General features: G+C 36.6%; 22 protein-coding genes and 3 tRNA genes. 21 read left to right on the top strand and 4 right to left on the bottom strand.

What is annotated here, in order from left to right:
* Positions 1–97 precede the first annotated feature (97 nt).
* The 3 genes from ACHUFA_RS06880 to ACHUFA_RS06870 all read left to right on the top strand — a co-directional run bounded on the left by ACHUFA_RS06880 (position 98) and on the right by ACHUFA_RS06870 (position 5,278).
* Positions 98–967, top strand: coding sequence for a YitT family protein (locus tag ACHUFA_RS06880; protein WP_222347604.1), 870 nt, complete (start codon positions 98–100; stop codon positions 965–967).
* A gap of 67 nt (positions 968–1,034) precedes the next feature.
* The gene (locus ACHUFA_RS06875) at positions 1,035–2,654 is read left to right on the top strand and encodes an ATP-binding cassette domain-containing protein (RefSeq protein ID WP_394405274.1); all 1,620 of its coding nucleotides are present in this window, start codon (positions 1,035–1,037) and stop codon (positions 2,652–2,654) included.
* 59 nt (positions 2,655–2,713) lie between these two features.
* On the top strand, positions 2,714–5,278 hold the full coding sequence (locus tag ACHUFA_RS06870; RefSeq protein WP_394405273.1) for a YfhO family protein: 2,565 nt from the start codon (positions 2,714–2,716) through the stop codon (positions 5,276–5,278).
* Between the two features lie 63 nt (positions 5,279–5,341).
* Here ACHUFA_RS06870 and ACHUFA_RS06865 read toward each other — a convergent pair.
* Positions 5,342–5,414: transfer RNA gene (locus ACHUFA_RS06865), tRNA-Asn, on the bottom strand.
* 5 nt (positions 5,415–5,419) lie between these two features.
* Positions 5,420–5,491 (bottom strand) — tRNA-Glu (locus ACHUFA_RS06860).
* Positions 5,492–5,609: 118 nt separating this feature from the next.
* Here ACHUFA_RS06860 and ACHUFA_RS06855 point away from each other — a divergent pair.
* Positions 5,610–5,683: transfer RNA gene (locus tag ACHUFA_RS06855), tRNA-Arg, on the top strand.
* 15 nt (positions 5,684–5,698) lie between these two features.
* Here the strand turns inward: ACHUFA_RS06855 and ACHUFA_RS06850 are convergent.
* Both ACHUFA_RS06850 and rlmH read right to left on the bottom strand, forming a co-directional pair.
* Complete coding sequence (locus ACHUFA_RS06850) at positions 5,699–6,376, bottom strand: YoaK family protein (RefSeq protein WP_222347607.1); 678 nt, start codon at positions 6,374–6,376, stop codon at positions 5,699–5,701.
* A 27-nt stretch (positions 6,377–6,403) separates the two neighbouring features.
* Positions 6,404–6,883 carry a 23S rRNA (pseudouridine(1915)-N(3))-methyltransferase RlmH gene (rlmH, locus tag ACHUFA_RS06845; RefSeq protein ID WP_222347608.1) on the bottom strand — a complete coding sequence of 160 codons (480 nt, stop codon included), beginning with the start codon at positions 6,881–6,883 and terminating at the stop codon, positions 6,404–6,406.
* A gap of 183 nt (positions 6,884–7,066) precedes the next feature.
* On the opposite strand from rlmH, the gene ACHUFA_RS06840 reads away from it, so the two are divergent.
* The 17 genes from ACHUFA_RS06840 to ftsH all read left to right on the top strand — a co-directional run.
* The gene (locus tag ACHUFA_RS06840; RefSeq protein WP_222347609.1) at positions 7,067–8,251 is read left to right on the top strand and encodes a S1C family serine protease; all 1,185 of its coding nucleotides are present in this window, start codon (positions 7,067–7,069) and stop codon (positions 8,249–8,251) included.
* Positions 8,252–8,317: 66 nt separating this feature from the next.
* The gene (locus ACHUFA_RS06835) at positions 8,318–9,079 is read left to right on the top strand and encodes a ParB/RepB/Spo0J family partition protein (protein ID WP_394405272.1); all 762 of its coding nucleotides are present in this window, start codon (positions 8,318–8,320) and stop codon (positions 9,077–9,079) included.
* A gap of 202 nt (positions 9,080–9,281) precedes the next feature.
* Complete coding sequence (gene dnaA, locus ACHUFA_RS06830) at positions 9,282–10,655, top strand: chromosomal replication initiator protein DnaA (protein WP_222347611.1); 1,374 nt, start codon at positions 9,282–9,284, stop codon at positions 10,653–10,655.
* A gap of 156 nt (positions 10,656–10,811) precedes the next feature.
* A complete protein-coding gene (gene dnaN / locus ACHUFA_RS06825) occupies positions 10,812–11,948 on the top strand; it encodes a DNA polymerase III subunit beta (protein WP_394405271.1) in 1,137 nt (378 codons plus the stop codon).
* Positions 11,949–12,009: 61 nt separating this feature from the next.
* Positions 12,010–12,216, top strand: a complete 207-nt coding sequence (locus ACHUFA_RS06820; RefSeq protein WP_222347613.1) for a DUF951 domain-containing protein — start codon at positions 12,010–12,012, stop codon at positions 12,214–12,216.
* Positions 12,213–12,920 (top strand): DUF554 domain-containing protein, encoded by a 708-nt coding sequence (locus ACHUFA_RS06815; protein ID WP_394405270.1) that lies wholly within the window; start codon positions 12,213–12,215, stop codon positions 12,918–12,920. Before ACHUFA_RS06820 ends, ACHUFA_RS06815 begins: the two co-directional genes overlap by 4 nt.
* A 47-nt stretch (positions 12,921–12,967) precedes the next feature.
* Entirely contained in the window at positions 12,968–13,849 is an 882-nt protein-coding gene (locus ACHUFA_RS06810; RefSeq protein WP_394405269.1) for a diacylglycerol/lipid kinase family protein, read from the top strand.
* A 470-nt stretch (positions 13,850–14,319) separates the two neighbouring features.
* Entirely contained in the window at positions 14,320–15,435 is a 1,116-nt protein-coding gene (gene ychF / locus ACHUFA_RS06805; RefSeq protein WP_222347617.1) for a redox-regulated ATPase YchF, read from the top strand.
* A 73-nt stretch (positions 15,436–15,508) separates the two neighbouring features.
* Positions 15,509–16,078, top strand: coding sequence for an aminoacyl-tRNA hydrolase (gene pth, locus ACHUFA_RS06800; RefSeq protein WP_222347618.1), 570 nt, complete (start codon positions 15,509–15,511; stop codon positions 16,076–16,078).
* Position 16,079: 1 nt separating this feature from the next.
* Complete coding sequence (gene mfd / locus ACHUFA_RS06795; RefSeq protein WP_394405268.1) at positions 16,080–19,613, top strand: transcription-repair coupling factor; 3,534 nt, start codon at positions 16,080–16,082, stop codon at positions 19,611–19,613.
* 9 nt (positions 19,614–19,622) lie between these two features.
* Positions 19,623–19,895 carry an RNA-binding S4 domain-containing protein gene (locus ACHUFA_RS06790; RefSeq protein ID WP_222347620.1) on the top strand — a complete coding sequence of 91 codons (273 nt, stop codon included), beginning with the start codon at positions 19,623–19,625 and terminating at the stop codon, positions 19,893–19,895.
* Positions 19,882–20,253: an FtsB family cell division protein gene (locus ACHUFA_RS06785; protein WP_394405267.1), complete on the top strand. Its 372-nt coding sequence runs from the start codon at positions 19,882–19,884 to the stop codon at positions 20,251–20,253. Before ACHUFA_RS06790 ends, ACHUFA_RS06785 begins: the two co-directional genes overlap by 14 nt.
* Positions 20,250–20,360 carry an SP_0009 family protein gene (locus ACHUFA_RS06780; protein WP_318530336.1) on the top strand — a complete coding sequence of 37 codons (111 nt, stop codon included), beginning with the start codon at positions 20,250–20,252 and terminating at the stop codon, positions 20,358–20,360. The genes ACHUFA_RS06785 and ACHUFA_RS06780 overlap by 4 nt, the downstream gene beginning before the upstream one ends.
* A 16-nt stretch (positions 20,361–20,376) precedes the next feature.
* Positions 20,377–21,660 (top strand): serine hydrolase, encoded by a 1,284-nt coding sequence (locus ACHUFA_RS06775; RefSeq protein WP_394405266.1) that lies wholly within the window; start codon positions 20,377–20,379, stop codon positions 21,658–21,660.
* Positions 21,661–22,932 (top strand): tRNA lysidine(34) synthetase TilS, encoded by a 1,272-nt coding sequence (tilS, locus tag ACHUFA_RS06770; protein WP_222347622.1) that lies wholly within the window; start codon positions 21,661–21,663, stop codon positions 22,930–22,932.
* An 8-nt stretch (positions 22,933–22,940) separates the two neighbouring features.
* On the top strand, positions 22,941–23,483 hold the full coding sequence (gene hpt, locus ACHUFA_RS06765) for a hypoxanthine phosphoribosyltransferase (RefSeq protein ID WP_222347623.1): 543 nt from the start codon (positions 22,941–22,943) through the stop codon (positions 23,481–23,483).
* Between the two features lie 19 nt (positions 23,484–23,502).
* Positions 23,503–25,464: ATP-dependent zinc metalloprotease FtsH (gene ftsH / locus ACHUFA_RS06760; RefSeq protein WP_222347624.1), on the top strand; the 1,962-nt coding region annotated here is incomplete at its 3' end.

The raw sequence follows: 25,464 nt of genomic DNA, 5'->3' as shown, positions 1-25,464 counted from the left end.
TTTTTCCCTCTAAAAGTCAAGATTTTTTCACTTGACTGCTGCTTATCTTTCCGTCATAATAATGTGTGGACTTTTTAGAAAAGAGAATATACAGAAAATGAAAGAAAAAGTAAAAGACTTTGCCTTTGTAACAATTGGTTCTTTAATTGCAGCCATTGCTTACAATACTATGTTTGTTGAGAACAATATCGCTTCTGGTGGTGTCGGAGGACTCGCGATCAGCCTTCGTAGTCTTATGGGCTGGGACACCTCTAATTTTGTCCTTTATTCCAATATCCCCCTCCTACTCATCTGCTGGTTCTTGTTGGGAAAATCGACCTTTATCAAGACCATTTACGGTGCTTGGATTTACGCTATTTTTATCAAATTAACAGACAGTCTTCCTACTCTATCGCATAATACATTACTCGCTGCGATTTTTGGAGGAATCGTTCTTGGTTTTGGAATCGGATTAGTCTTTCTAGGAAATTCTTCAACAGGGGGGACCGGAATTGTCGTTCAAGTCCTAAATAAATATACTCCCGTTCCATTCGGATTACTTGTGTTATTAGTAGATGGTATCATCGTAGGCTTAGGATTTATTGCCTTTGATGCGGATACTGTCATGTATTCGATTCTTTCTCTTATGACCATTACCTATGTGATCAATCTCATGATGGCTGGAACAGATTCTCATCGAAATGTCATGGTCATTTCTCAGAAATATGAAGACATCAAGAACTATATTACCGAGGTTGTTGATCGTGGAGTAACAGAATTTCCAATCTTAGGGGGCTACACTGGGAATGAAAAACGCATGCTCATGATTACCATTTCCCGTCCAGAACTCCAAACCATTGAAAAAGAAATCCTTTCTATCGATGAAACAGCCTTTATTATTGTCATGCCTGCTACTCAAGTGCGTGGTCGCGGATTTAGTTTACACAAAAATCATGCCATTGATGATGATATTCTCTTCCCAATGTAGTTTTCATTGATAAATCAGCTTTTTTCTAGTAAAATATCAAATAGATAAAGAACAAGAGGTATACATATTGCTTACAGTATCAGACGTTTCACTTCGTTTTAGTGACCGTAAACTTTTCGATGATGTCAACATCAACTTTACAGCAGGTAACACTTATGGTTTGATTGGTGCCAATGGTGCTGGGAAATCAACATTTTTAAAAATCTTAGCAGGAGATATTGAACCAACAACAGGTCACATCTCTCTTGGCCCAGATGAGCGTCTATCTGTCCTTCGTCAGAACCACTTTGACTACGAAGAAGAACGTGTCATTGACGTTGTTATCATGGGAAATGAAAAGCTTTACAGCATCATGAAAGAAAAAGATGCTATCTACATGAAAGAAGATTTCACTGAAGAAGATGGTGTTCGTGCTGCTGAACTTGAAGGCGAATTTGCTGAACTTGGTGGCTGGAAAGCTGAAAGTGAAGCATCACAATTGCTCCAAAACTTGAATATCGCTGAAGACCTTCACTACCTTAACATGAGTGAGTTGGCTAATGGTGACAAAGTCAAAGTCCTCCTTGCCAAAGCCCTCTTTGGTAAACCAGATGTTCTTCTCCTTGACGAGCCTACCAATGGTCTTGACATTCAGTCTATCACTTGGTTGGAAGATTTCTTGATTGACTTTGAAAATACTGTTATCGTCGTATCCCATGACCGTCACTTCTTGAACAAAGTATGTACGCACATGGCTGACCTTGACTTTGGTAAAATCAAACTCTTCGTTGGTAACTATGATTTTTGGAAAGAATCATCAGAATTAGCTGCTCGCTTGCAAGCTGACCGTAATGCCAAAGCAGAAGAAAAAATCAAACAATTGCAAGAATTCGTTGCCCGTTTCTCTGCCAATGCTTCAAAATCAAAACAAGCGACATCCCGTAAGAAAATGCTTGATAAGATCGAATTGGAAGAAATCGTGCCTTCAAGTCGTAAATACCCATTCGTTAACTTTAAAGCAGAGCGCGAAATCGGTAACGACTTGCTAACAGTTGAAAACTTGTCTATCACTATTGATGGCGAAAAAATCCTTGATAACATCAGCTTTATTCTCCGTCCAGGCGACAAGACTGCCTTGATTGGACAAAATGATATCCAAACAACAGCTCTCATTCGTGCCCTTATGGGAGAAATCGAGTATGAAGGAACTATCAAATGGGGCGTTACAACTAGTCAATCTTACCTTCCAAAAGACAACAGCGCTGATTTTGCTTCTAACGATTCTATTTTGGATTGGCTCCGTCAATTTGCTAGCAAAGAAGAAGATGATAATACCTTCTTGCGTGGTTTCTTGGGACGTATGCTCTTCTCTGGCGACGAAGTTAACAAGGCTGTCAATGTCTTGTCAGGGGGCGAAAAAGTGCGCGTGATGCTCTCTAAACTCATGCTTCTCAAGTCAAATGTTCTTGTACTTGATGATCCAACTAACCACTTGGATTTGGAATCCATTTCAAGTCTCAATGATGGTCTTAAAGCCTTTAAGGAATCCATTATCTTCGCCAGCCATGACCACGAATTCATCCAAACCTTGGCCAACCACATCATCGTCATTTCTAAAAACGGTGTCATTGACCGTATTGACGAAACTTACGATGAATTTTTGGAAAATGCAGAAGTTCAAGCGAAAGTGCAAGAACTCTGGAAATAATTCAAAAGCGACTCCAGTCGCTTTTTTTATATGGTTAAACATGTTACAATAAGCCTATGATGCATCCAAAGAAAAAAACTCTCTATTATTTTATTGCCTTTCTACTTCCCTTTACAACTATCTCAATTATTTTAGCTACCCAAGGAATTTGGTGGGGAAGTGATACGACTATCCTAGCTAGCGACGGTTTTCATCAGTATGTTATCTTTAATCAAACTTTACGGAACACCTTACATGGTCAGGGGTCTATTTTTTACACCTTTACAAGTGGACTAGGTCTAAATTTCTATGCTCTATCTGCCTATTATCTTGGATCTTTTCTCACTCCTCTGGTATATTTTTTTGATGTTTCCAATATGCCAGACGCCATGTATCTATTTACAGTTCTTAAGTTTGGATTGACAGGCTTATCAACTTACTATAGTTTAATTCATATCCATAAAAAACTTTCTCCTTTATTTGGTCTTCTTTTGTCTACTAGTTTGGCCTTAATGAGTTTCTCAACCAGCCAATTAGAGATAAACTCCTGGTTAGATGTTTTTATCCTTGTTCCTCTTATTTTACTAGGTTTACATAGATTGACAGCTCGTCAAGGAAGAATTCTTTATTATATTTCTTTAACTTGTCTCTTTCTTCAAAACTATTATTTTGGTTATATGACAGCTATTTTCTTAGCCCTCTACTTTATCTTAGAGATTTCTTGGGATATAAAAGGCAAGGTAACTAGTATAATAGACTTTACAGTAGTGTCAATTTTATCAACCTTAACTAGCATGATTATGCTCTTACCTACCTACTTGGATTTAAAAACTCACGGAGAAAGTCTAACCAAGATTACCAATCTACAGACAGAGAATTCTTGGTTTCTTGATTTCTTTGCCAAAAATATAGTTGGAAATTTCGGTACTACTAAATTTGGAGCTATTCCCATGATTTCTGTAGGACTTATTCCGCTCATTTTTGCCCTTCTTTTCTTTTTCCTTCCTCACATTAAATGGACTACGAAGCTAGCTTATCTTTTTGTTCTTTCTTTTATCATCACAAGTTTTTATTTGCAGCCCCTTGACTTATTCTGGCAAGGAATGCATGCACCAAATATGTTTCTCCACCGCTATGCCTGGGTTCTATCTTTTATGATGATTTATATGGCAGCTGAAACCTGTAGTCATGTAAAAGACATAAAGTTATGGCATCTTCTTTTTACATTTCTATTTCTTATTAGCGGATTTCTCGCAACCTATCTCTTCAGAGAAAACTATTCCTTCTTAGAAAATGCTCACTTTTTACTCACAACTGAATTTTTACTTGCCTACCTTATCCTTTTCTTGACACTCGTTTCAAAAAAAATCACCATCAAATTTTTCTCCATTGCAACAGCCTTGTTTGCTCTATTTGAAATAGGTCTCCACAGTCACTATCAAGTTCAAGGACTAGCTGAAGAATGGAATTTTCCGAGTAGAGAAAATTATTTACGAGATGTAACTGATACTGACCACATTGTAAATAATATTGACAATAACTATCGAACAGAGCGATTACTTCCTCAAACAGGCAATGATAGTATGAAATTTAACTACAATGGCATTTCCCAGTTTTCTTCTGTAAGAAATCGATCTTCGAGTACAACACTTGATAAACTTGGCTTTCGATCTGATGGTACAAATTTGAATTTGCGTTACCAAAATAATACACTCATTGCAGATAGTCTCTTTGGTATAAAATACAATATCTCCTCAATAGACCCTAATAAATTTGGATTTTCACATAAGACTTCTGAGGAAAGTCTAAAGCTGTACCAAAATTACTATGCGCAAGGAATTGGGATTCTGACCACTGACATTTACAAGGATGTCAAGTTTACAAATCTGACACTTGATAATCAAACTCATTTTTTGAATGCTCTTACTGGTTTGAACCAAACTTATTTTACTAGTTTTGAACCTAATTCTTCTACCCAGACAACCTTATTTGAAAATCGAGTTTCTCTTCAAGCAGTAGAAAAGAATGATACCGCTTCTGTTCAGTATAACATAACAGTTCCTAAAAATGGACAAGTCTATGTCAGCTTACCTAATATTCGCTATTCAAATGAAAACAGTAAAAATATTGTCATTACTGTAAATAAACTGTCAAGTGAATTTACAGTTGACAATGCTTTCTCCTTCTTTAATGTTGGTTATTTTAAAGCAGAGGAAAATCATACCATCACCATAAGTTTTCCTAAAAATCAAACCATTTCTTACGATCAACCACAATTTTATGTCTTAGGCCAAACAGCCTATCAAAAAGCCATGGTCACCTTAGCAGAAAAAGATATTCATACTAGTCTCCGAGGAAATACGATAAAAACTACCTACAGTACAGCTACAGAGGCTTCAATTCTCTATACCATTCCTTATGATAAAGGATGGACAGCAAAACAAAATGGCCAAAAACTTGCTATTTCACGCGCACAGAATGGATTTATGAAAGTCAATGTAAAACCAGGTAACGGTGTGATTACGTTAACATTTATCCCGAATGGATTCTATGTTGGTTGCATCTGCTTTATCAGTGGACTGCTTCTCTTCAGTCTTTATGAATTCATGAGAAAGAAGTATCTAGTAAAGAAGAAAAACCTCTAAAATCGGATTGATTCTAGAGGTTCTTTTAATGCAACAAAAAAACGCCGAAACCGACGCTCTTTACTCCGCCAACAGGGCTCGAACCTGTGACATCATGATTAACAGTCATGCGCTCTACCAACTGAGCTATGGCGGATGATATAGTCCGTACGGGATTCGAACCCGTGTTACCGCCGTGAAAAGGCGGTGTCTTAACCCCTTGACCAACGGACCATAGACAAGACAATATTTAGTATAATATAGTCACGTTTTTTTGTCAATAGTTTTTTCTAAAATTTCACGCTATCTTGACATTTTATTTTCTTTGGGGTAGAATAATGGAGTTGAGTGAGGTTCCATAGCTCAGCTGGATAGAGCATTCGCCTTCTAAGCGAACGGTCGCAGGTTCGAATCCTGCTGGAATCATCAACTACACACAGCCTAGTTTTTGCTAGGCTGTTTTTCTTTCCAAAGTTGCACATTAATATAGAGTAGTGGACATAAACAAAAAATAAGGGCATTCTCTTGAAAGATACTGACCAAAAAAGTTGCTGCACAGACACCCAACATAAAAGTGAAAATAATCAAAAGGATATGATAACCTTTTTTTCTTAGTTGAGCATCTTTTTCAACCATTCCCTTAAACCATAAGTGGGCTGCATTTTTTACATTTCCTGTCATCATAACATTGGCATAAGGAAGTCCACGGATATTCCGAAAACTCTCTACCTGGATAGAGGCTGCAAATGCTAGAATCGCAATGGTCATAGAGGGGCCTAAAATAGGATTCAGTAAGCAGGCGAATAAAACCAAAGTGAAAATCACCATACTACTACTAAAATGCCATGGCCACTTATTTTCTACAAAATGCCTACGCATCAAATAAGTAAAGCACTGTCCTAAAGCAAAGAAGATAATAGGGACTAAAAATTGAAACGATTGGTAAAACTGCCCCTGGGCTAGATAAAAGGCCATATAGACAACATTCCCAGATTGAATGCCTGCAAAACGGCCACCTTGTGTAATAAATGTAAAAGCATTGAGAAAACCACTGACAAAAGTCAAACAAGTGGCAATTCTCAATCCTTCAAAGATACGATAATTTTTCTTTTTTGACATCTTCTAATTTTCTTGTTTCATGTGAAACTACTTATGATAAGGGCTTCCCTGTTGAATCATGAAAGCACGGTAGATTTGTTCAACTAAGACTAATTTCATCAATTGATGAGGAAGGGTTAACTTACCAAAGCTCATTAAGAGGTTGGCACGTTTTTTGACAACTGGCGCCAAGCCTAAACTCCCTCCAATCACAAAAGTAATATCTGAAAAACCTTTAACGGTGATATCTGATAAGATTTGACTGAATTTTTCTGATGGAAACTGTTCGCCTTCAATAGCTAAGGCAATTACATAATCGCGATCAGCAATTTTGCCCATAATACGGTCAGCTTCTTTTTGTAAGATTTGCTCATTTTCTGCTTGACTCGCCTTGTCTGGTGTCTTCTCATCCGCGAGTTCAATCAAATCTAGTTTTGTAAAACGACTCAATCTCTTACTATATTCAGCAATACCATCTTTAAGATATTTTTCCTTTAATTTTCCAACTGTGATGACTTTTATTTTCATAAGTCTATTGTAACATATCCACAAGAAGTTTTGAAATGGATTCTAAAATAAAGGGGATAATTCCAAGGTGTTATTCACATATCCACAAAAGTTATCCACAGGTTGTGGATTGATTTTTTATAAATTTAAGCTATAATTAAGAAAATATGATTAAGATAAATGTAAATAATAAGGAGGATTTCCATGAAAAAATACATCAAACTTGCCATCGTTTTTATTGTTGGTTTTTTAGGCGGTATTGCAGGAATGTTGACCTATCCTCTCTTGCAACCTACTCATAACGGTACATCCACTACAAGTTCGGGCACAACAACGTCCGTCAGCAATGTTACCTACGACAATCAAACTTCTGTGACAAAGGCTGTTAAGACCATCCAAGATGCTGTCGTATCTGTGATAAATTACCAGGCTAATGCCAATAATGCTAACTCTATCTTTGGGACTGCTCCAGAATCTTCAGACGAACTTGCTGTTGCCAATGAAGGTTCGGGAGTGATTTATAAAAAAGAAGACAATCATGCTTATATTGTTACCAATAATCACGTGATTGCTGATGCACAAAAAATTGATATTCAGTTAGCTTCTGGTGAAAAAGTTGAAGGCGAGCTTGTCGGAGCGGATACTTATTCTGATATCGCAGTTATCAAAATTGTTGCCAATAAGGTTAAAACTGTAGCTACATTTGCTGATTCTGACTCTATCAATGTTGGTGAAACAGCAATCGCAATCGGCAGCCCATTGGGAACAACCTATGCAAATTCTGTTACACAAGGTATCGTTTCTAGTCTCAGCCGTACTGTTACTTCAAAATCTGAAGATGGACAAACAATTTCAACCAATGCAATTCAAACCGATACAGCAATCAATCCTGGTAATTCTGGCGGCCCACTTATCAATATTGAGGGGCAAGTCATCGGGATCACTTCAAGTAAAATTACAACATCAAGCTCTAGTGTTTCTGTCGAAGGAATGGGCTTTGCAATCCCAGCCAATGATGCAGTACAAATCATTAATCAATTAGAGAAAAATGGAAAAGTCAGCCGCCCAGCACTCGGTATTCGTATGTTTAATCTAACTGACTTGTCTACTAAGCAACTTCGAACAGCTGGCCTAACTGATAGTAAATTAACATCCGGTGTCTTGGTTATTTCTACCCAAGCAGGACTTCCAGCTGATGGAAAATTAGAAAAATATGATGTCATTACAAAAATTGAAGATACTGACATCGCCAACACAAGTGATCTTCAAAGTGCTCTTTACAAGCATTCAATAGGGGACAATATCACCATTACCTATGTACGTAATGGGAAAAAAGAAACTGTCAAGGTTCAGTTGACCAAATCTACAGAAGCTCTCTCTTCAAATTAATCGTCAATTTGTCAATGTAACTTTACAATATTGTAAAGTTACATTTTTTTTGCTAGAATATGCCTTATGGAAGCATTTGAATACCTGTCAATAAGTGATATCACACCGAATCCTTACCAGCCTAGATTGCATTTTGATGATGAAAAACTCGCTGAATTAGCTCGCTCTATAAAGGAAAATGGTCTCATCCAACCAATCATTGTTCGAAAATCAGCTATTTTCGGCTACGAACTATTGGCAGGAGAACGACGATGGCGAGCAAGTCAATTAGCTGGCTTAGAAAAAATTCCTGCAGTCGTAAAAGAACTCTCTGATCAAGACATGCTTTATCAGTCTATTATTGAAAATTTACAACGCGCAGACCTGAATCCTATCGAAGAAGCTAAATCTTATCAAAAACTCCTTCAAAAAGGACTAACTCATGATGAAATTGCTCAAATCATGGGAAAATCACGTCCCTATATTACCAATATCATCCGCTTACTCAATCTGTCTCAACCGCTGATTCAGGCCGTAGAAGAGGGACAAATTACTCAAGGACATGCTCGTCTTCTAGTACCACTTGATGAAGAAAACCAAGTAAACTGGCTGCAGAAAATTAAAACCAACGATATTAGCGTCCGAAAATTGGAACAACTATTAGCTGAAAAAAAACAAGACAAAATGTTCAAACAACAGAATATTTTTATCCAAGAAGAAGAAGAGAAATTACGAAAAAAATTAGGGACTTCTGTCAAAATTAAACAGCAAAAAAATGGACAAGGAAGTCTAACAATTTCTTTTGCAACTAGTGAAGAATTTGAAAGAATTATCCAAAGCTTAAAATAGGCTTGTGGAGAAAAAATCATCATAAACAGTTTTATACACAATAAATAGTTAGAAAAAAGCCGATAAAACAGGCTTTTTCTTTATTTATTCACATTTTGTGGAAAACTTTTATAAACAGTGTGAAAAACTTTTTATCTTGTGGAAAACTTTTTGATTTTGTGATAAACTAGAAGAACAAAAATCAATAGAAAGGGGGAGAAATATGAACCCAGAACAATTATTTTGGGAACGAATTATACAATTAGCCAAAGAACATCTTAATCTTAATCAAGCCGCTTATGATTTTTATATCTCAGAAGCTCGCTTAGTACAAATTGAGGGGGCAAAGACCACTATTTATTTAGATAGTTCTGTTAAGCAATATTTTTGGGAGAAGAACCTCAATGATATTCTCCTAACCGCCGGTTTTGAAATCTATAATGCTCCGCTAGAAGTACAATATGTCTTTGAATTGCCTAGTAGGCAGAGTGAGACTCCAGTTGCTGCGCAACCTGTTGTACAGGTCATTCTCCCTGAACAACCAACTAGTCAGCCCATTATTCAGCCTGTTCACTCCGATATAAAACCACAATATCAGTTTGAAAACTTTGTCCAAGGAGACAATAACCAATGGGCCAAAGCTGCTGCACTAGCTGTTTCGGATAACTTAGGTGAGCTCTATAATCCTCTGTTTATCTTTGGTGGACCGGGTCTAGGGAAAACCCATCTGCTCAATGCCATTGGAAATAAGGTATTACAAAATAATCCAAATGCCCGCATCAAATATGTAGCTTCTGAAACATTTATTAATGACTTTCTAGAGCACTTACGTCTCAACAAAATGGAAGCATTTAAGAATACCTATCGCAATCTTGATTTGCTCTTGATCGACGATATTCAATCTCTCAGCAATAAGGCAACTACCCAAGAAGAATTTTTCAATACTTTTAATGCCCTCCATGATAAAAGTAAGCAGATTGTCCTGACTAGTGACCGCAATCCTGATCACTTGGAAAATTTGGAAGAACGGCTTGTCACGCGCTTCAAATGGGGATTGACTAGTGAAATCACACCCCCTGATTTTGAGACACGAATCGCTATTTTACGCAATAAATGTGAAGACTATCCATATGAGTTTACTGATGATACCTTAGCCTACCTGGCCGGTCAATTTGATTCCAATGTCCGTGACTTAGAGGGTGCCCTTAAGGATATTCATCTAATTGCAACTCTACGTCATTTGGCAACAATCACAGTAGATATTGCTGCTGAAGCTATTCGATCACGGAAACAAACTAGTCCTCAAAATATGATCATTCCAATTGATAAGATTCAAGCAGAAGTGGGGAATTTCTATGGAATCAGCGTCAAAGAATTAAAAGGTGCGAAACGTGTTGCTAATATCGTCCATGCTCGTCAGGTTGCCATGTATTTGGCGCGTGAAATGACAGACAATTCTCTACCAAAAATTGGAAAAGAATTTGGAAATCGCGACCATACAACCGTTATGCACGCCTATAATAAAATCAAAACCATGCTCATGAATGATGAAAATCTAGAGATTGAAATTTCGACCATCCGTAACAAAATTCGATAGCTGTGGATAATTCTAGAAAAACTTTCACACTTTTCCACAAGGTGTAAACAAGTTGTTTTTCTTGCTATTACTAGCTTTAGGCTACTTTTCCACAGAGTACACAGAGCCTACTATTACTATTAACCTTAACAAATATAAATAAATAAAGGAGAATCCATGATTCAATTTTCGATTAACAAAACTGTTTTTCTTCAAGCCTTAAATATTACCAAAAGAGCTATCAGTCACAAAAATGCTATCCCTGTTCTTTCAACTGTCAAAATTGAGGTTCATAAAGAAGGAATTTCTTTGACAGGTTCTAATGGTCAAATTTCAATTGAGAACTTTATCTCTGTTCAAGATGAAAATGCAGGTCTTTTGATTTCAGAAACAGGTTCTATTTTATTGGAAGCAGGATTTTTCATCAATATTGTATCAAGCTTGCCAGATGTCATTCTTGAGTTCAAAGAGATTGAACAAAAACAAGTTGTTTTGACCAGTGGTAAATCAGAAATTACTCTTAAAGGAAAAGAAGCAGAGCAATACCCACGTTTACAAGAAGTACCAACTTCAAGTCCTTTAGTGTTGGAGACAAAAGTTCTCAAACAAACCATTAATGAAACAGCCTTTGCAGCTTCAACTCAGGAAAGTCGTCCAATTTTAACAGGTGTTCATTTTGTTTTGACAGACAATACAGCCCTTAAAACAGTTGCTACAGACTCACACCGTATGAGCCAGCGTAAGTTGACCCTAGAAAAAGCAGGTGATAACTTTGACGTGGTGATCCCAAGTCGTTCTCTTCGTGAATTTGCATCGGTATTTACAGATGATATTGAAACTGTTGAAGTCTTCTTCTCAAACAATCAGTTGCTTTTCCGTAGCGAGCATATCAGCTTCTACACGCGCTTATTGGAAGGAACTTACCCAGATACAGATCGCTTGATTCCAAAAGAATTTAATACGGTTGCAGTTTTTGATACTGCCAACCTTCGCCAAGCAATGGAACGTGCCCGTCTCTTATCAAATGCCACTCAAAATGGAACAGTTAAATTAGAAATTGCCAATAGTTTGGTATCAGCTCATGTAAACTCTCCAGAAGTTGGTCGAGTAAATGAAGAATTAGATACACTTGAAGTAGTTGGAGAAGACTTGGTGATTAGCTTTAACCCAACTTACCTTATTGAAGCTCTAAAAGCAATCGATAGCGACCAAGTGAAAATCAGCTTTATTTCGCCAGTACGTCCATTTACCTTGCTACCAAATAATGAGATAAATGACCTGGTACAACTTATTACACCAGTTCGTACGAACTAGTCTAGGAACTTCCAAAAGGAAGTTCTTTTTGCTATAATCAAACATGTAGGAGGAAAGTGAGATGTATCAATTAGGAAGTTTGGTAGAAATGAAAAAGCCCCATGCATGTACGATAAAATCTACTGGAAAAAAAGCCAATGAATGGGAAATAAAGCGCTTAGGGGCAGATATAAAAATCCGTTGTACAAATTGTGATCATTTGGTGATGATGAGTCGACATGATTTTGAAAAACGATTAAAAACAGTCTTAAAGGATAAGAAAATATGATTGGCACACTGATTAATACCTTGGCAGTTTTCATTGGTGGTTTGGCTGGCCGTTTGTTAGGAAAAAAATGTTCTGAGGATTTACAAGATTCCTTGATGAAAGTCAGTGGAGTAGCAGTTTTATTCTTAGGGATTGCAGGTGCTCTTGGAAAGATGCTTCATATCAGTCAAGGAAAGCTTGAAACTAGCTCAAGTATGATGATTTTATGTCTAACTCTAGGAACATTGATAGGAGAAATCATCAATATTGAAAAAGGATTTGAAAATTTAGGAATTTGGCTCAAGCGCGTGACAAAAAGTGAGGGCGAACACGGTTTTGTTGATGCTTTTGTGACGACTTCTTTGACGATTTGTATCGGTGCTATGGCAGTTGTTGGTTCGATTACGGAAGGCTTGACGGGAGATTATAGTATTTTAGCAGCAAAAGCTGTCTTAGATCTCATGATTGTCTTGATTTTGACAGTTTCCAAAGGAAAAGGAGCTATTTTTTCAGCCATTCCAATCTTTCTATTTCAAGGCTCAATGACGATTTTAGCACGTTTTATAGCCCCCATTATGACAACTCTCGCCTTGGATTATTTATCACTAGTAGGTTCTATTTTAATTTTTTGTGTCGGTGTGAATTTGATTTTTGGGAAAATAATCAAGATAGCAAACATGCTTCCAGCCTTGATTTTTGCTGTAGTCTGGGCATTATTTTTATAAGAGGAAGATTTCCGTTGGAAGTCTTTTTCTGTTATAATAAACCCATTATGACAGTCTATATTATTGCAAATCCTCATGCTGGTGCTCATTTGGCAGTTGATATTGTGGAAGAAATTCAAGTGAAGTATCCTCATTTAGAAAAGAAAATTTTCTTTACAACTTGTCCTGATGATGAAAAAAATCAAGTTCAATTAGCCTTACAAACATGGAAAAAGGGAGACCAATTCATTGTTATTGGTGGAGATGGGACTTTGTCAAAAGTTCTCTATCATTTACCCGAAGACATTCCTTTTGCTTATTATCCAGTCGGTTCTGGCAATGATTTTGCGCGTGCTCTTCAGTTACCAGATTTGGCAACGACGATTGTTAATCTTCAAAATGGAAATACACGAGAAATTACCGTTTTTGCAGATGAAGAAGGTATTCTGTTAAATAGCTTGGATCTTGGTTTTGCTGCTTGGGTGGTAAATGAAGCCGCCCATTCTAACATAAAATGTGTTTTGAACCGTTTGTATCTTGGAAAATTGACCTATATTTTTATTGCGGTTCTATCTCTTCTTAAGAATCCTATTGCAAGTGTCAACATTCAGAAAAATCAGCAAGAAACTCTGCAATTAGAAGATGTCTACTTTTTCTCTGTCGCTAATAATACTTATTTTGGTGGTGGGATTATGATTTGGCCAACGTCAACTGTTTATGACTCACATCTACATCTTGTTTATGCTAAGGGAGAAACATTCTGGAAACGTTTGGCTATTCTCTTAGCTCTCGTTTTAAAAAAACACCAAACATCAGGTTACCTTCAGCATGAAATACTGGAAAGTGCTACTCTGACTATTCCAGATGGTAGTATCCTTGAAATTGACGGGGAAATTGTCAAGAGTCAGAAACTGAGTTTGACAGCCCAAACTCGTCGAATTTATCTCTAAACTTGGCGCAACCTTAGGTTGCATAGAAAAGTACTAGTCAGAAGTGCACTTTTATTCTAAAATAGAGACAAACAAGGAGGTTTACTATGACAAGTGTATTTTCACAACAACTCTTTGTATCAAGACAATCTATTTCTAAATATGAAAATGATGGAGCAACACCAGATTTGGAAAACTGGTGAAATTGGCTGAGATTTTTGAAGTATCTTTGGATGAATTGATTTTAGGAAAAGAACCAGAAGTAAGGGTGGAACGAGTAGCGGAAAAAGTTGAAAAAGAAGTTTAGCTGACCTTTTATCACCTAATTGCAGGTTATTGGTGGATTATTTTTCCAGTTGGAGGTTTTCTTTCCTGGTTTTTACCGACAATATTGCCCAAAGTTTTCGGATAAGCTTGCTATAGAGCAAGCTTTTTTGTTTGAATTCTGCTATAATAGTTATGATTGAAAATTTTGAACGGAGACTATAAGAATGGCTTTGACAGCAGGTATCGTTGGTTTGCCAAATGTTGGTAAATCAACCCTATTTAACGCAATTACAAAAGCAGGAGCGGAAGCAGCCAACTATCCCTTCGCGACCATCGAACCAAACGTTGGTATCGTTGAGGTACCAGATGAACGTCTGCAAAAATTGACAGAACTGATTACACCTAAGAAGACAGTTCCTACAACTTTCGAGTTCACTGACATCGCGGGTATCGTTAAAGGGGCTTCAAAAGGTGAGGGTCTTGGAAATAAATTCTTGGCTAATATCCGTGAAGTGGATGCTATTGTTCACGTGGTTCGTGCCTTTGACGATGAAAATGTTATGCGTGAGCAAGGGCGTGAAGATGCCTTTGTGGATCCCTTAGCTGATATTGATACTATTAACTTAGAATTGATTTTGGCGGACCTTGAGTCTGTAAATAAACGCTATGCGCGTGTTGAGAAGATGGCGCGTACACAAAAAGACAAGGATTCTGTTGCCGAATTCAACGTGCTTCAAAAAATCAAACCAGTTCTTGAGGATGGTAAATCAGCTCGTACGCTTGAATTTACACCAGAAGAACAAGCAGTAGTAAAAGGACTCTTCCTTCTCACAACAAAACCAGTTCTTTACGTAGCTAACGTTGATGAAGACAAGGTTGCTGATCCAGATAGTATCGAATATGTGCAACAAATTCGTGAATTTGCAGCAACTGAGAATGCAGAAGTAGTCGTTATCTCAGCGCGTGCAGAAGAAGAAATCTCAGAACTTGATGATGAAGATAAGGCCGAGTTTTTAGAAGCGATTGGTTTGACAGAGTCAGGTGTCGATAAATTAACGCGTGCAGCTTATCATCTTCTTGGTCTTGGAACTTACTTTACAGCAGGCGAAAAAGAAGTGCGTGCTTGGACCTTTAAACGTGGTATTAAAGCACCGCAAGCAGCTGGTATCATTCACTCAGATTTCGAGCGTGGCTTTATCCGTGCGGTGACCATGAGTTACGATGATTTAATGCACTACGGTTCTGAAAAAGCGGTGAAGGAAGCTGGTCGTCTTCGTGAAGAAGGAAAAGAATACGTGGTCCAAGATGGTGACATCATGGAATTCCGCTTCAACGTTTAAGGAAAATTAGATAAGTAGAGGAGGTTGGAAAGTTATTTCCAACCCTTTTGGCTTTATTTCAGAAAGGGAAAATATGGTAAAAATGATTGTCGGGCTGGGAAATCCTGGTTCAAAGTATAAAGATACCAAGCATAATGTCGGATTTATGGCAGTTGACAGACTTGTAAAGGAAATTGATGTAAACTTTACAGAAGATAAAATATTTAAAGCTGAAATCGGAAGTACCTTTATCAATGGTGAGAAGGTTTATTTTGTCAAACCCACCACATTTATGAATAAATCTGGTGAAGCAGTGCATGCTTTATTGTCTTATTATGGTCTTGATGTAGAAGATTTGCTGGTCATTTATGATGATTTGGATATGGAAGTTGGAAAACTTCGCTTCCGTCAAAAAGGTTCTGCTGGTGGACACAATGGGATTAAATCCATCATTGCACATATTGGAACGCAAGAATTTGATCGCTTGAAAGTAGGAATTGGTCGACCACAAGGTAAAATGTCAGTGATTGATCATGTTATGAGTAAGTTTCACGGAGATGATGCTATTACGATTAGCAATACTTTAGAAAAAGTTGACCAAGCTGTAAAGTTTTATTTACAAGAGTCTGATTTTGATATTGTAATGAGAAAGTTTAACGGATAAAATGAATATCATTGATCTTATTAGCCAAAATAAACAAGTGATGACTTGGCAGGCTAACTTAAATAAATCCAGTCGTCAACTATTAACAGGATTATCTGGAACAAGCAAAGCATTAGCCATCGTATCTGCCTTTGAGCAAGTCGATGACAAGTTAGTCATTGTCACCTCTACGCAAAACGAAGCTGACAAACTAGTTACGGAACTGACAAATCTACTGGGGCAAGAATATGTTTACAACTTCTTTACAGACGATAGTCCAATTGCTGAATTTGTCTTTACTTCAAAAGACCGCACACAAGCTAGAATTGAAGTCTTGAATTTTTTATGTGATAAAGGAAAAATAGGGATATTGGTTGTCAATATTGCTGCTTTTCGTGTTTTATTACCGCGAAAAGGAAATTATCAAAATATGATTTTTTCTTTGGAAGTCAATCAAGAAATCGAACTAGATAATATTGTCAATCAATTACAGCAATCAGGATACAAAAAAACATCGCGTGTTCTAAGCCCAGGAGAATTTAGTACACGTGGTGATATTTTAGATATCTATGAGATAAACAGTGATCAACCTTATCGTATTGAATTCTTTGGTGATGAGGTAGACGGGATCCGTATTTTTGATGTTGAAAAACAGACTTCTTTACAAAATATTGACAATATCTTGATTAGTCCAGCTTCGGAATTGATTTTCTCAGTAGAAGATTTTGAGCGCGCCAGTAAAAAAATCGAAGAGGCGATCCAGCATATCCAGGATGACAAGCAAATTTCTTATCTGCAGGAAGTATTAGCTGATTTTAAGACAAATTATCGACATCCAGATAGTCGAAAATTCCGATCAATTTTATACGAAAAAACATGGACCTTGTTGGATTATTTTCCAATTCATACACCAATATTTTTTGATGATTTTCATAAAATTATGGATACCTATGCTTTTTTTGAAAAAGAAGCAGCTGAATTATTGACACAAGATTTACAGAATAGTAAATCATTGTCCAGTTTGGAATATTTTGCTTCTCCTTATCAAGAATTGCGTCATTACAAGCCAGCTAGTTTCTTTTCTACCTTTCAAAAAGGACTGGGGAATTTAAAATTCGATTCTATTTATCAATTTAATCAGCATCCTATGCAGGAATTTTTTAACCAAATTCACTTATTACAGGAAGAAATTCGACGCTTTGAAAAATTAGGATATACCCTTATTCTTCAAACAGAAAACGAAGTAAGTTTACAAAATTTACAAAAAACTTTACACGAATATGCTATTCAGATTCCTTTTACAGATCCAAATCAGCTAGAAGTAGGAAGAAGTCAGATTTCATTTGGTCAACTGAGTTCTGGTTTTCATTTTTTAGATGAAAAAATAGCTGTAATCACTGAACACGAGATTTTCCATAAAAAGGTAAAACGGAAAATTCGTCGGCAAAATATCTCCAATGCTGAACGTTTGAAAGACTATAATGAGCTTGAAAAAGGAGATTATGTCGTACATCATGTGCATGGGATTGGTCAATTTTTAGGAATAGAAACGATTGAAGTCTCAGGAATTCACCGCGACTACTTGACGATTCAGTATCAAAATTCTGATCGGATTTCTGTCCCGATTGATCAAATTGATCTATTATCAAAATACACATCTTCTGATGGCAAAACGCCGAAAGTGAACAAGTTAAATGATGGACGATTTCAGCGAACAAGACAAAAAGTTCAGAAGCAAGTTGAAGATATTGCAGATGATTTGATTCAACTTTATGCAGAACGTAGCCAGTTGAAGGGATTTGCTTTTTCAGAGGATGATGTTAATCAAGAGGAATTTGATAACCACTTTGCCTATGTAGAGACAGAGGATCAACTTCGTTCTATTGAAGAAATCAAAAAGGATATGGAAAAGCCAGCTCCGATGGATCGTCTGTTGGTTGGAGATGTGGGATTTGGTAAGACAGAAGTAGCTATGCGGGCAGCTTTTAAGGCTGTTAATGACGGTAAACAAGTAGCTATTTTAGTTCCGACAACTGTTTTAGCCCAACAGCATTACAGTAACTTTATTGAGCGTTTTTCAGAATTTCCTGTCAATGTGGATGTTTTAAGCCGTTTTAGGACTAAGTCAGGGCAACAGAAAACATTAGAAAATCTAAAAAAAGGCCGTGTCGATATTCTGATTGGTACACACCGAATTTTATCTAAAGATGTTGAATTTTCAGATTTAGGACTCTTAATTATTGATGAAGAGCAGCGTTTCGGAGTCAAGCATAAGGAAAGTTTGAAAGAGTTGAAAAAACGAGTGGATGTACTAACCTTGACAGCGACTCCTATTCCTCGCACGCTCCATATGTCTATGCTAGGAATTCGAGATTTATCTATTATTGAAACACCACCGACTAATCGTTATCCAGTTCAGACCTATGTTTTGGAAACCAATCCAACTGTTATCCGAGACGCAGTCTTACGCGAGATAGATCGTGGTGGACAAGTTTACTATCTTTACAATAAAGTTGATACGATTGAACAAAAAGTTTCTGAGTTAAAAGAGTTAATTCCTGAAGCAAGTATTGGCTATGTCCATGGTCAAATGTCAGAAATTCAGCTAGAAAATACGCTTTTTGCCTTCATTGAAGGAGAATACGATATTCTGGTTACAACAACCATTATTGAAACAGGTGTTGATATTCCCAATGCGAATACACTTTTTATCGAGAATGCAGACCATATGGGCCTGTCAACCTTGTATCAACTTCGTGGTCGAGTTGGTAGATCAAATCGTATCGCCTATGCCTATCTTATGTACAGACCGGATAAGAGCTTAACGGAGGTTTCTGAAAAACGCTTGGAAGCTATTAAAGGCTTTACAGAACTAGGTTCAGGCTTTAAGATTGCTATGCAGGATTTATCCATCCGTGGTGCTGGAAATATCCTAGGTGCAGCTCAGAGTGGCTTTATTGATTCAGTTGGTTATGAACTCTATTCTCAATTGCTTGAAGAAGCTATTTTAGCCAAACAAGGTAAGCAAAAAATACGTGAGAAATCCAATTCTGAAATCAATCTGCAAATCGATGCATATTTACCTTCAGATTACATTTCAGATCAGCGTCAGAAGATTGAAGTTTACAAGAAAATTAAAGAAGTTGACAGTCGTGTAAATTATGAATACTTACAAGATGAGTTGATTGATCGCTTCGGGGAGTATCCAGATGTTGTTGCTTATTTGTTAGAAATTAGTCTCTTGAAGTCCTTTGCAGATCAGATTTTTACTCAGAATCTAGAAAGAAAACAGGATCAAGTTTTTGTTCACTTTGAGCCAAGAGCAGGTCAAATTTTCCTAACCCAAGACTATTTCCAAGCTTTATCTGTGACGAATTTAAAAGCTAGAATTACTGAAAATGCAGGTCGCATGCACTTGGTTTTTGATGTTCGTAAGAAAAAAGATTTTGAAATCCTAGAAGAATTGATAAAATTCACTGAAAAGATGCTTGAAATCAAGGATTCTAAAGAGAATAAACTGTCAAATGAACTCAAAAATGGTAAAATAAAGAAATGAGGTGAATATATGAGACTAGATAAATATTTAAAAGTATCCCGCATTATTAAACGTCGTACTATTGCTAAAGAAGTGGCTGATAAAGGACGGATTAAAATCAACGGTATTTTGGCCAAATCATCAACAGACGTTAAGCTGAATGATGAGATTGAAATTCGTTTTGGGAATAAACTATTGACAGTGAAAGTTATTGAAATGAAGGACAGTACTAAAAAAGAAGATGCTGAAAAAATGTATGAAATCGTAAATGAAACAAGGATTGAAAATAATGAAGAAATCTAAAGTTTTACAACTCAACAATGATTATATTCAGTCACAGCAAAGTCAAATTCAGAGAAAACAAGCAGAAAATCGCCAAAAAAATCGTTTTATGAGCTCAATCTTGATCCTAGCTGTTTTTCTATTTGTCTTGCCAACCTATAATTTAGTACAGACTTACCACACCTTGAAGGATAAAGAACAACAGCTGGTTGATTTAGAAAAACAATACGATCAATTGGCAACAGATGAAAAAATCGAATCCTCCTTGGTTACAAAATTGAAAGATAGTGATTTTGCAGCCAAATATGTTCGAGCTAAATATCAATTTTCAAAAGAGGGTGAGTTTGTTTACAATATCCCAGGATTATTACCAAAATGACAGAAAATATTTTAGAAACCGTTGAAAAATTTTTAAACTATTCTGATCAAAAATTAGAAGAATTATCAGAAATCAATCAAACGCTACAATTAGAAGAAAATGAATAATAGGGAAGGAGGGAGCATGCTGCGTAAAGAATTGATGGTATGGATTTTGCCGATCTTTTTTATCAGTAATCATGTAGTTAGTACAGAACTACCAGTAAAATTGACCAATGAAGAAAAGTATCAATTGACCAGCATGTCCTATCAATCTCATTTTACTACTATTCCGACGAATCCAAATCTTCATCAGGAAGCTAATACTTACGTTGATAAAGAATTGACAGTGCTTGCAAGAAAGATTCACCCCAACCAATTATTTGAAATTCAATCTATACTTGTTAACGACAAGCAAGAACAGGTATTTAAATTGAGTGATGGAAGCTATCTATTAGCAGATATAAAAAATATTTATGACGATATTCTTTTAGAAAAGGAAATTGTTGAAGAACACTATTGGTTGACAGATAACTTTACAATTTATTCTAGTCCTATTGAAAATAAAGCCAAAGAAATCACAACAAAATTAAAGGCTTACCAATCAGTTATCGTTACAGAAATTGTTCGCAGTAACTGGGATACCTTTGCTAAGATTTCTAATATTGGCTGGATAAAAATGAGTCGACTTTCAAAAGAAGATAATCGAATGGAAGCCGTTCAAAAACTGCTAAATCAAAAGTATCAGTCAGAGAAATTTTCGATTTATGTGAAGCAATTGACAACAGAGAAAACAGCTTCAATTCAGGAAGACAAGAAAATGTATGCTGCCAGCGTTTCAAAATTACCAGTCTTATATTATAGTCAAGAGCAAGTCAATGCAGGAACCTATAACTTAGATCAAGGTTTACAGTATGTTGACAAGGTAACAACCTTCAAAGGAAGTTATAGTCCAGAAGGTAGTGGCATTCTATCCAAAATAGCTGATAATAAACACTACCGAATTGACCAATTAATGGATCTAACCGCTAAGTATTCAGACAATGCAGCCAGCAATCTCTTAGCCTACTACCTCACTAATCAATTTGATAACCAATTTTACTCAGAAATAACTGGCATCACACAAGAGAAGTGGGATATGAAAACTCGAATGGCTAGTAGTAAAATGGCGGGGTTGATGATGGAAGCTATTTACTATCAGAATGGCTACGCCTTGCAAAGTCTAACTGGTACTCATTTTGATAATCAACGAATTGCCAAAGATATTCCTGTGCAGATTGCTCATAAGATTGGAGATGCTTACGATAATAAGCATGATGTAGCTATTGTTTATATCGATTCTCCATTTATCTTGTCAATCTTCACAGATAAATCTGATTATGAAACCATTTCGCAAATTGCCAAGGAAATTTACGATATTTTGAAATAGATGAATAAAAAAGAATTTTTGAAAGTGGTAAAAGAAAACCACTTTTTTGACCAACATTCAAAAGTATTAATAGCTGTATCAGGTGGAAAAGATTCCTTAAATCTTTTTCATCTTCTTTTTGATTTACAGGAAAAACTGGGGATTGAACTTGGAATGATTCACGTGAATCATCAACAGCGTCCAGAATCTCAAGAGGAAGAAGATTATTTATATAATCTAGCAAGAGAACTGCATATCCCATTTTTTGTTGATTATTTTACAGGAAAATTTTCCGAGGACAGCGCACGCCAGTTTCGCTACGATTTTTTCAAGAGCGTCATGGAATCTGAGCTATATACAGCCTTGGTGACAGCTCATCATGCAGATGATCAAGCAGAGACGATTTTTATGCGAATTATTCGAGGAAATCGCCTGCGCAATCTGAGAGGTATAGAACCTGTTCAGCCATTTGGAACAGGTCAGTTGATTCGTCCTCTTCTTTCTTTTCGAAAAGCGGATTTGGAGGAAGTATTTCACTTTGAAGATAGTAGTAATGTAAGTTTAGATTACTTCAGAAATCGTGTGCGCAATCATTATATGCCTCTTTTAGAAGAGGAAAATACTCAGTTTTCTACAGCCTTAGTCAATTTAGGAAATGAAACCTATCAATATCTAGCTGCATTAAAAGATTTGACAAAAGATATTCAAACAACAAAGCTTGAAGAATTTTTAGCGCAGACACCAGCTGTTCGTTCTTTTTTGTTACAAGAATATTTGGAAAAATTTTCGGATTTACAGCCTACAAGGGCACAGTTTCAAGAAATTTTACATATACTGGAAGAAAAGAAAAACTACAATCATTTTCTAAAAAATAACTATTACTTAATGAAAAATGAAAAAGAATTTTCAATCACAAAAATCATTCCTAAGGCGGATGAGGAAATTTCTAATTTAATGATAGAATCAGAAGGTATCTACGAGTTTGGAAATTTTTTAATTGGTGTTGGTAGACCCTTAGAAAGTTTCCATCAAATTATATATGTAAAAAAAGAGTTTCCGATTATCCTTCGACATCGTCAGGCGGGAGATAGGATACTACTAAACGGAATCTCAAAAAAACTTCGCCGGTATTTTATAGATGAAAAAATCCCTCATAAAAATCGACAAGAGGCAGTGTTAATTGAACAAAATAAAAATGTATACGGAATTGCAAATATCGTTGCTAGTGATTTGAGTAAATCTATGAAAAATGATACAATAAATGTTGCATTATATATAAAAATGAAAGTGTAAATTTGATTATGTTGGAAAAAGACATTAAAAAAGTTTTAATTACGCAAGAAGAAATTGTTGCTCAAGCTGCTGTTTTAGGAAAAAAATTAACAGAAGAATATAAAGATAAAAATCCATTGTTAATTGGTATTTTGAAGGGTTCTATTCCATTTATGGCTGAATTGGTCAAATATATTGATACTCATATGGAAATGGAATTTATGGTTGTATCAAGTTACCACGGAGGAACTGAAAGTAGCGGTACTGTCAAAATCATTAAAGATGTTGACACAAATGTGGCAGGGCGTGACGTGATTTTTGTCGAAGATATCATTGATACAGGCCGTACTTTGAAAGAATTGAAAGAATTATTTGAACTTCGTCAAGCTAAATCAATCCGTATCGTAACCATGTTGGATAAACCGGAAGGACGTGTGGTTGAGATTGACGCAGATGATACATGTTTCACTATTCCAAATGAATTTGTTGTCGGATTTGGTCTAGATTACAATGAAAATTATCGTAACTTACCGTATGTAGGAGTTCTAAAAGAGGAAGTCTACTCAAACTAGAAAAAGGTAACTAGATTTTATGAACAAACAACCCAATAAAGGATTTATTCGAAATCCTTTTCTCATTATTTTATTGATTGCAACAGTTATTACTGGCTATCAATTTATGAAGGCTGGTAGTCAAGTTTCTACCCAAGAAATTAGCTACTCTCAAGTCGTTAAAGCATTACAAGACGGAAATGTAAAAGATATCACTTATCAACCAGATAGCAGTGTTATTCAAATTACAGGGACGTATGAAAAAGAAGTAACTGAAAAGAGTGAATTATCTTCAACTATTCAGTTGTTTTCTGTTAATGAAAAAGTTAGCTACAAGAAGTTTTCTTCTATTATATTAGCCTCAGATTCGACCATTTCAAATCTCCAGACATTAGCTGAAAAAAATGATGTCAAAGTGACAGTTAAGCCAGAAAGTTCGAATAACTTATGGTTTAATCTTTTGATTAATCTTTTGCCACTTGGTCTCGTTATGGTAGTTTTCTTCATGATGATGAATCAAGGTGGCGGTGGTGGCGCTCGAGGTGCTATGAACTTCGGTCGCAACAAAGCTAAAGCTCTTGAAAAAAATAATATCAAGGTTCGTTTTTCTGATGTTGCTGGGGCAGAGGAAGAAAAACAAGAACTTGTTGAAGTGGTTGAGTTCTTAAAAGATCCCAAACGGTTCACAAAACTGGGTGCTCGTATTCCAGCAGGTGTCCTACTTGAGGGGCCTCCGGGAACAGGTAAAACTCTTCTGGCAAAAGCTGTTGCTGGTGAAGCCGGCGTACCATTCTTCTCAATCTCTGGTTCAGACTTTGTAGAAATGTTTGTCGGTGTAGGTGCTAGTCGTGTTCGTTCTCTTTTTGAGGACGCCAAAAAAGCTGCTCCTGCCATCATTTTTATTGATGAAATTGATGCTGTTGGTCGTCAACGTGGTGTTGGTATGGGAGGCGGAAATGATGAGCGTGAGCAAACCCTTAACCAACTCTTGATCGAAATGGATGGTTTTGAAGGAAACGAAGGAATCATTGTTATCGCTGCAACAAACCGCAGTGATGTACTAGACCCAGCTCTTCTTCGTCCAGGACGTTTTGACCGCAAAGTACTGGTTGGTCGTCCAGATGTTAAAGGGCGTGAGGCTATTCTTAAGGTTCATGCTAAAAATAAACCGTTGGCAGATGATGTAGACTTGAAATTGGTTGCTCAACAAACACCAGGTTTTGTCGGTGCTGATTTGGAAAATGTTTTGAATGAGGCTGCACTTGTTGCCGCCCGTCGCAATAAAACAGTGATTGATGCTTCAGATATTGATGAAGCAGAAGATCGTGTTATTGCAGGTCCATCTAAAAAAGATCGTACTATTTCTCAAAAAGAACGCGAAATGGTTGCCTACCACGAAGCAGGCCACACAATTGTTGGTCTGGTCTTGTCAAATGCGCGTGAGGTGCATAAAGTTACGATTGTTCCACGTGGTCGTGCAGGCGGTTATATGATCGCCCTACCTAAAGAAGACCAAATGCTTCTTTCTAAAGAAGATATGAAAGAACAATTGGCAGGTCTAATGGGAGGTCGTGTAGCTGAAGAAATCATTTTCAATGCTCAAACCACAGGTGCATCCAATGACTTTGAACAAGCCACACAAATGGCGCGTGCTATGGTTGCAGAATATGGTATGAGTGAGAAAATGGGCCCTATGCAGTATGAAGGTAGTCATGCTATGTTCGGTCAATATACTACTCAAAAACATATTTCTGAACAAACAGCCTACGAATTGGATATTGAAGTACGTGATTTATTGAATGAGGCTCGCAATAAAGCAGCAGAAATTATCCAAGCCAACCGTGAAACTCACAAACTTATCGCAGAAGCCCTTCTTAAATACGAAACACTGGATAGTATTCAAATTAAATCACTTTACGAAACAGGTAAAATGCCTGCAGAAATAGAGGAAGAAACAGAAAATCATCCCTTATCCTATGAAGAAGTGAAATCTAAATTAGAT

Origin of the sequence: Streptococcus hepaticus (assembly GCF_043656315.1) — a bacterium.
GTDB classification, from domain to species: Bacteria; Bacillota; Bacilli; order Lactobacillales; family Streptococcaceae; genus Streptococcus; species Streptococcus hepaticus.
The sequence above is the reverse complement of the archived record's forward strand: the minus strand, read 5'-3'. Positions and strand labels throughout refer to the sequence as shown.

What these genes read in the sequence shown, in the direction of transcription:
- ACHUFA_RS06840 (WP_222347609.1), top strand. Translation starts at nt 7,067, where the DNA reads ATGAAAAAATACATCAAACTTGCCATCGTTTTTATTGTTGGTTTTTTA.
- rlmH (WP_222347608.1), bottom strand. Translation starts at nt 6,883, where the DNA reads ATGAAAATAAAAGTCATCACAGTTGGAAAATTAAAGGAAAAATATCTT.
- ACHUFA_RS06835 (WP_394405272.1), top strand. Translation starts at nt 8,318, where the DNA reads ATGGAAGCATTTGAATACCTGTCAATAAGTGATATCACACCGAATCCT.
- ACHUFA_RS06850 (WP_222347607.1), bottom strand. Translation starts at nt 6,376, where the DNA reads ATGTCAAAAAAGAAAAATTATCGTATCTTTGAAGGATTGAGAATTGCC.
- ACHUFA_RS06870 (WP_394405273.1), top strand. Translation starts at nt 2,714, where the DNA reads ATGCATCCAAAGAAAAAAACTCTCTATTATTTTATTGCCTTTCTACTT.
- mfd (WP_394405268.1), top strand. Translation starts at nt 16,080, where the DNA reads ATGAATATCATTGATCTTATTAGCCAAAATAAACAAGTGATGACTTGG.
- hpt (WP_222347623.1), top strand. Translation starts at nt 22,941, where the DNA reads ATGTTGGAAAAAGACATTAAAAAAGTTTTAATTACGCAAGAAGAAATT.
- ACHUFA_RS06880 (WP_222347604.1), top strand. Translation starts at nt 98, where the DNA reads ATGAAAGAAAAAGTAAAAGACTTTGCCTTTGTAACAATTGGTTCTTTA.
- pth (WP_222347618.1), top strand. Translation starts at nt 15,509, where the DNA reads ATGGTAAAAATGATTGTCGGGCTGGGAAATCCTGGTTCAAAGTATAAA.
- ACHUFA_RS06780 (WP_318530336.1), top strand. Translation starts at nt 20,250, where the DNA reads ATGACAGAAAATATTTTAGAAACCGTTGAAAAATTTTTAAACTATTCT.
- ACHUFA_RS06810 (WP_394405269.1), top strand. Translation starts at nt 12,968, where the DNA reads ATGACAGTCTATATTATTGCAAATCCTCATGCTGGTGCTCATTTGGCA.
- ACHUFA_RS06785 (WP_394405267.1), top strand. Translation starts at nt 19,882, where the DNA reads ATGAAGAAATCTAAAGTTTTACAACTCAACAATGATTATATTCAGTCA.
- ACHUFA_RS06775 (WP_394405266.1), top strand. Translation starts at nt 20,377, where the DNA reads ATGCTGCGTAAAGAATTGATGGTATGGATTTTGCCGATCTTTTTTATC.
- ychF (WP_222347617.1), top strand. Translation starts at nt 14,320, where the DNA reads ATGGCTTTGACAGCAGGTATCGTTGGTTTGCCAAATGTTGGTAAATCA.
- ACHUFA_RS06790 (WP_222347620.1), top strand. Translation starts at nt 19,623, where the DNA reads ATGAGACTAGATAAATATTTAAAAGTATCCCGCATTATTAAACGTCGT.
- ACHUFA_RS06820 (WP_222347613.1), top strand. Translation starts at nt 12,010, where the DNA reads ATGTATCAATTAGGAAGTTTGGTAGAAATGAAAAAGCCCCATGCATGT.
- dnaN (WP_394405271.1), top strand. Translation starts at nt 10,812, where the DNA reads ATGATTCAATTTTCGATTAACAAAACTGTTTTTCTTCAAGCCTTAAAT.
- ACHUFA_RS06815 (WP_394405270.1), top strand. Translation starts at nt 12,213, where the DNA reads ATGATTGGCACACTGATTAATACCTTGGCAGTTTTCATTGGTGGTTTG.
- dnaA (WP_222347611.1), top strand. Translation starts at nt 9,282, where the DNA reads ATGAACCCAGAACAATTATTTTGGGAACGAATTATACAATTAGCCAAA.
- tilS (WP_222347622.1), top strand. Translation starts at nt 21,661, where the DNA reads ATGAATAAAAAAGAATTTTTGAAAGTGGTAAAAGAAAACCACTTTTTT.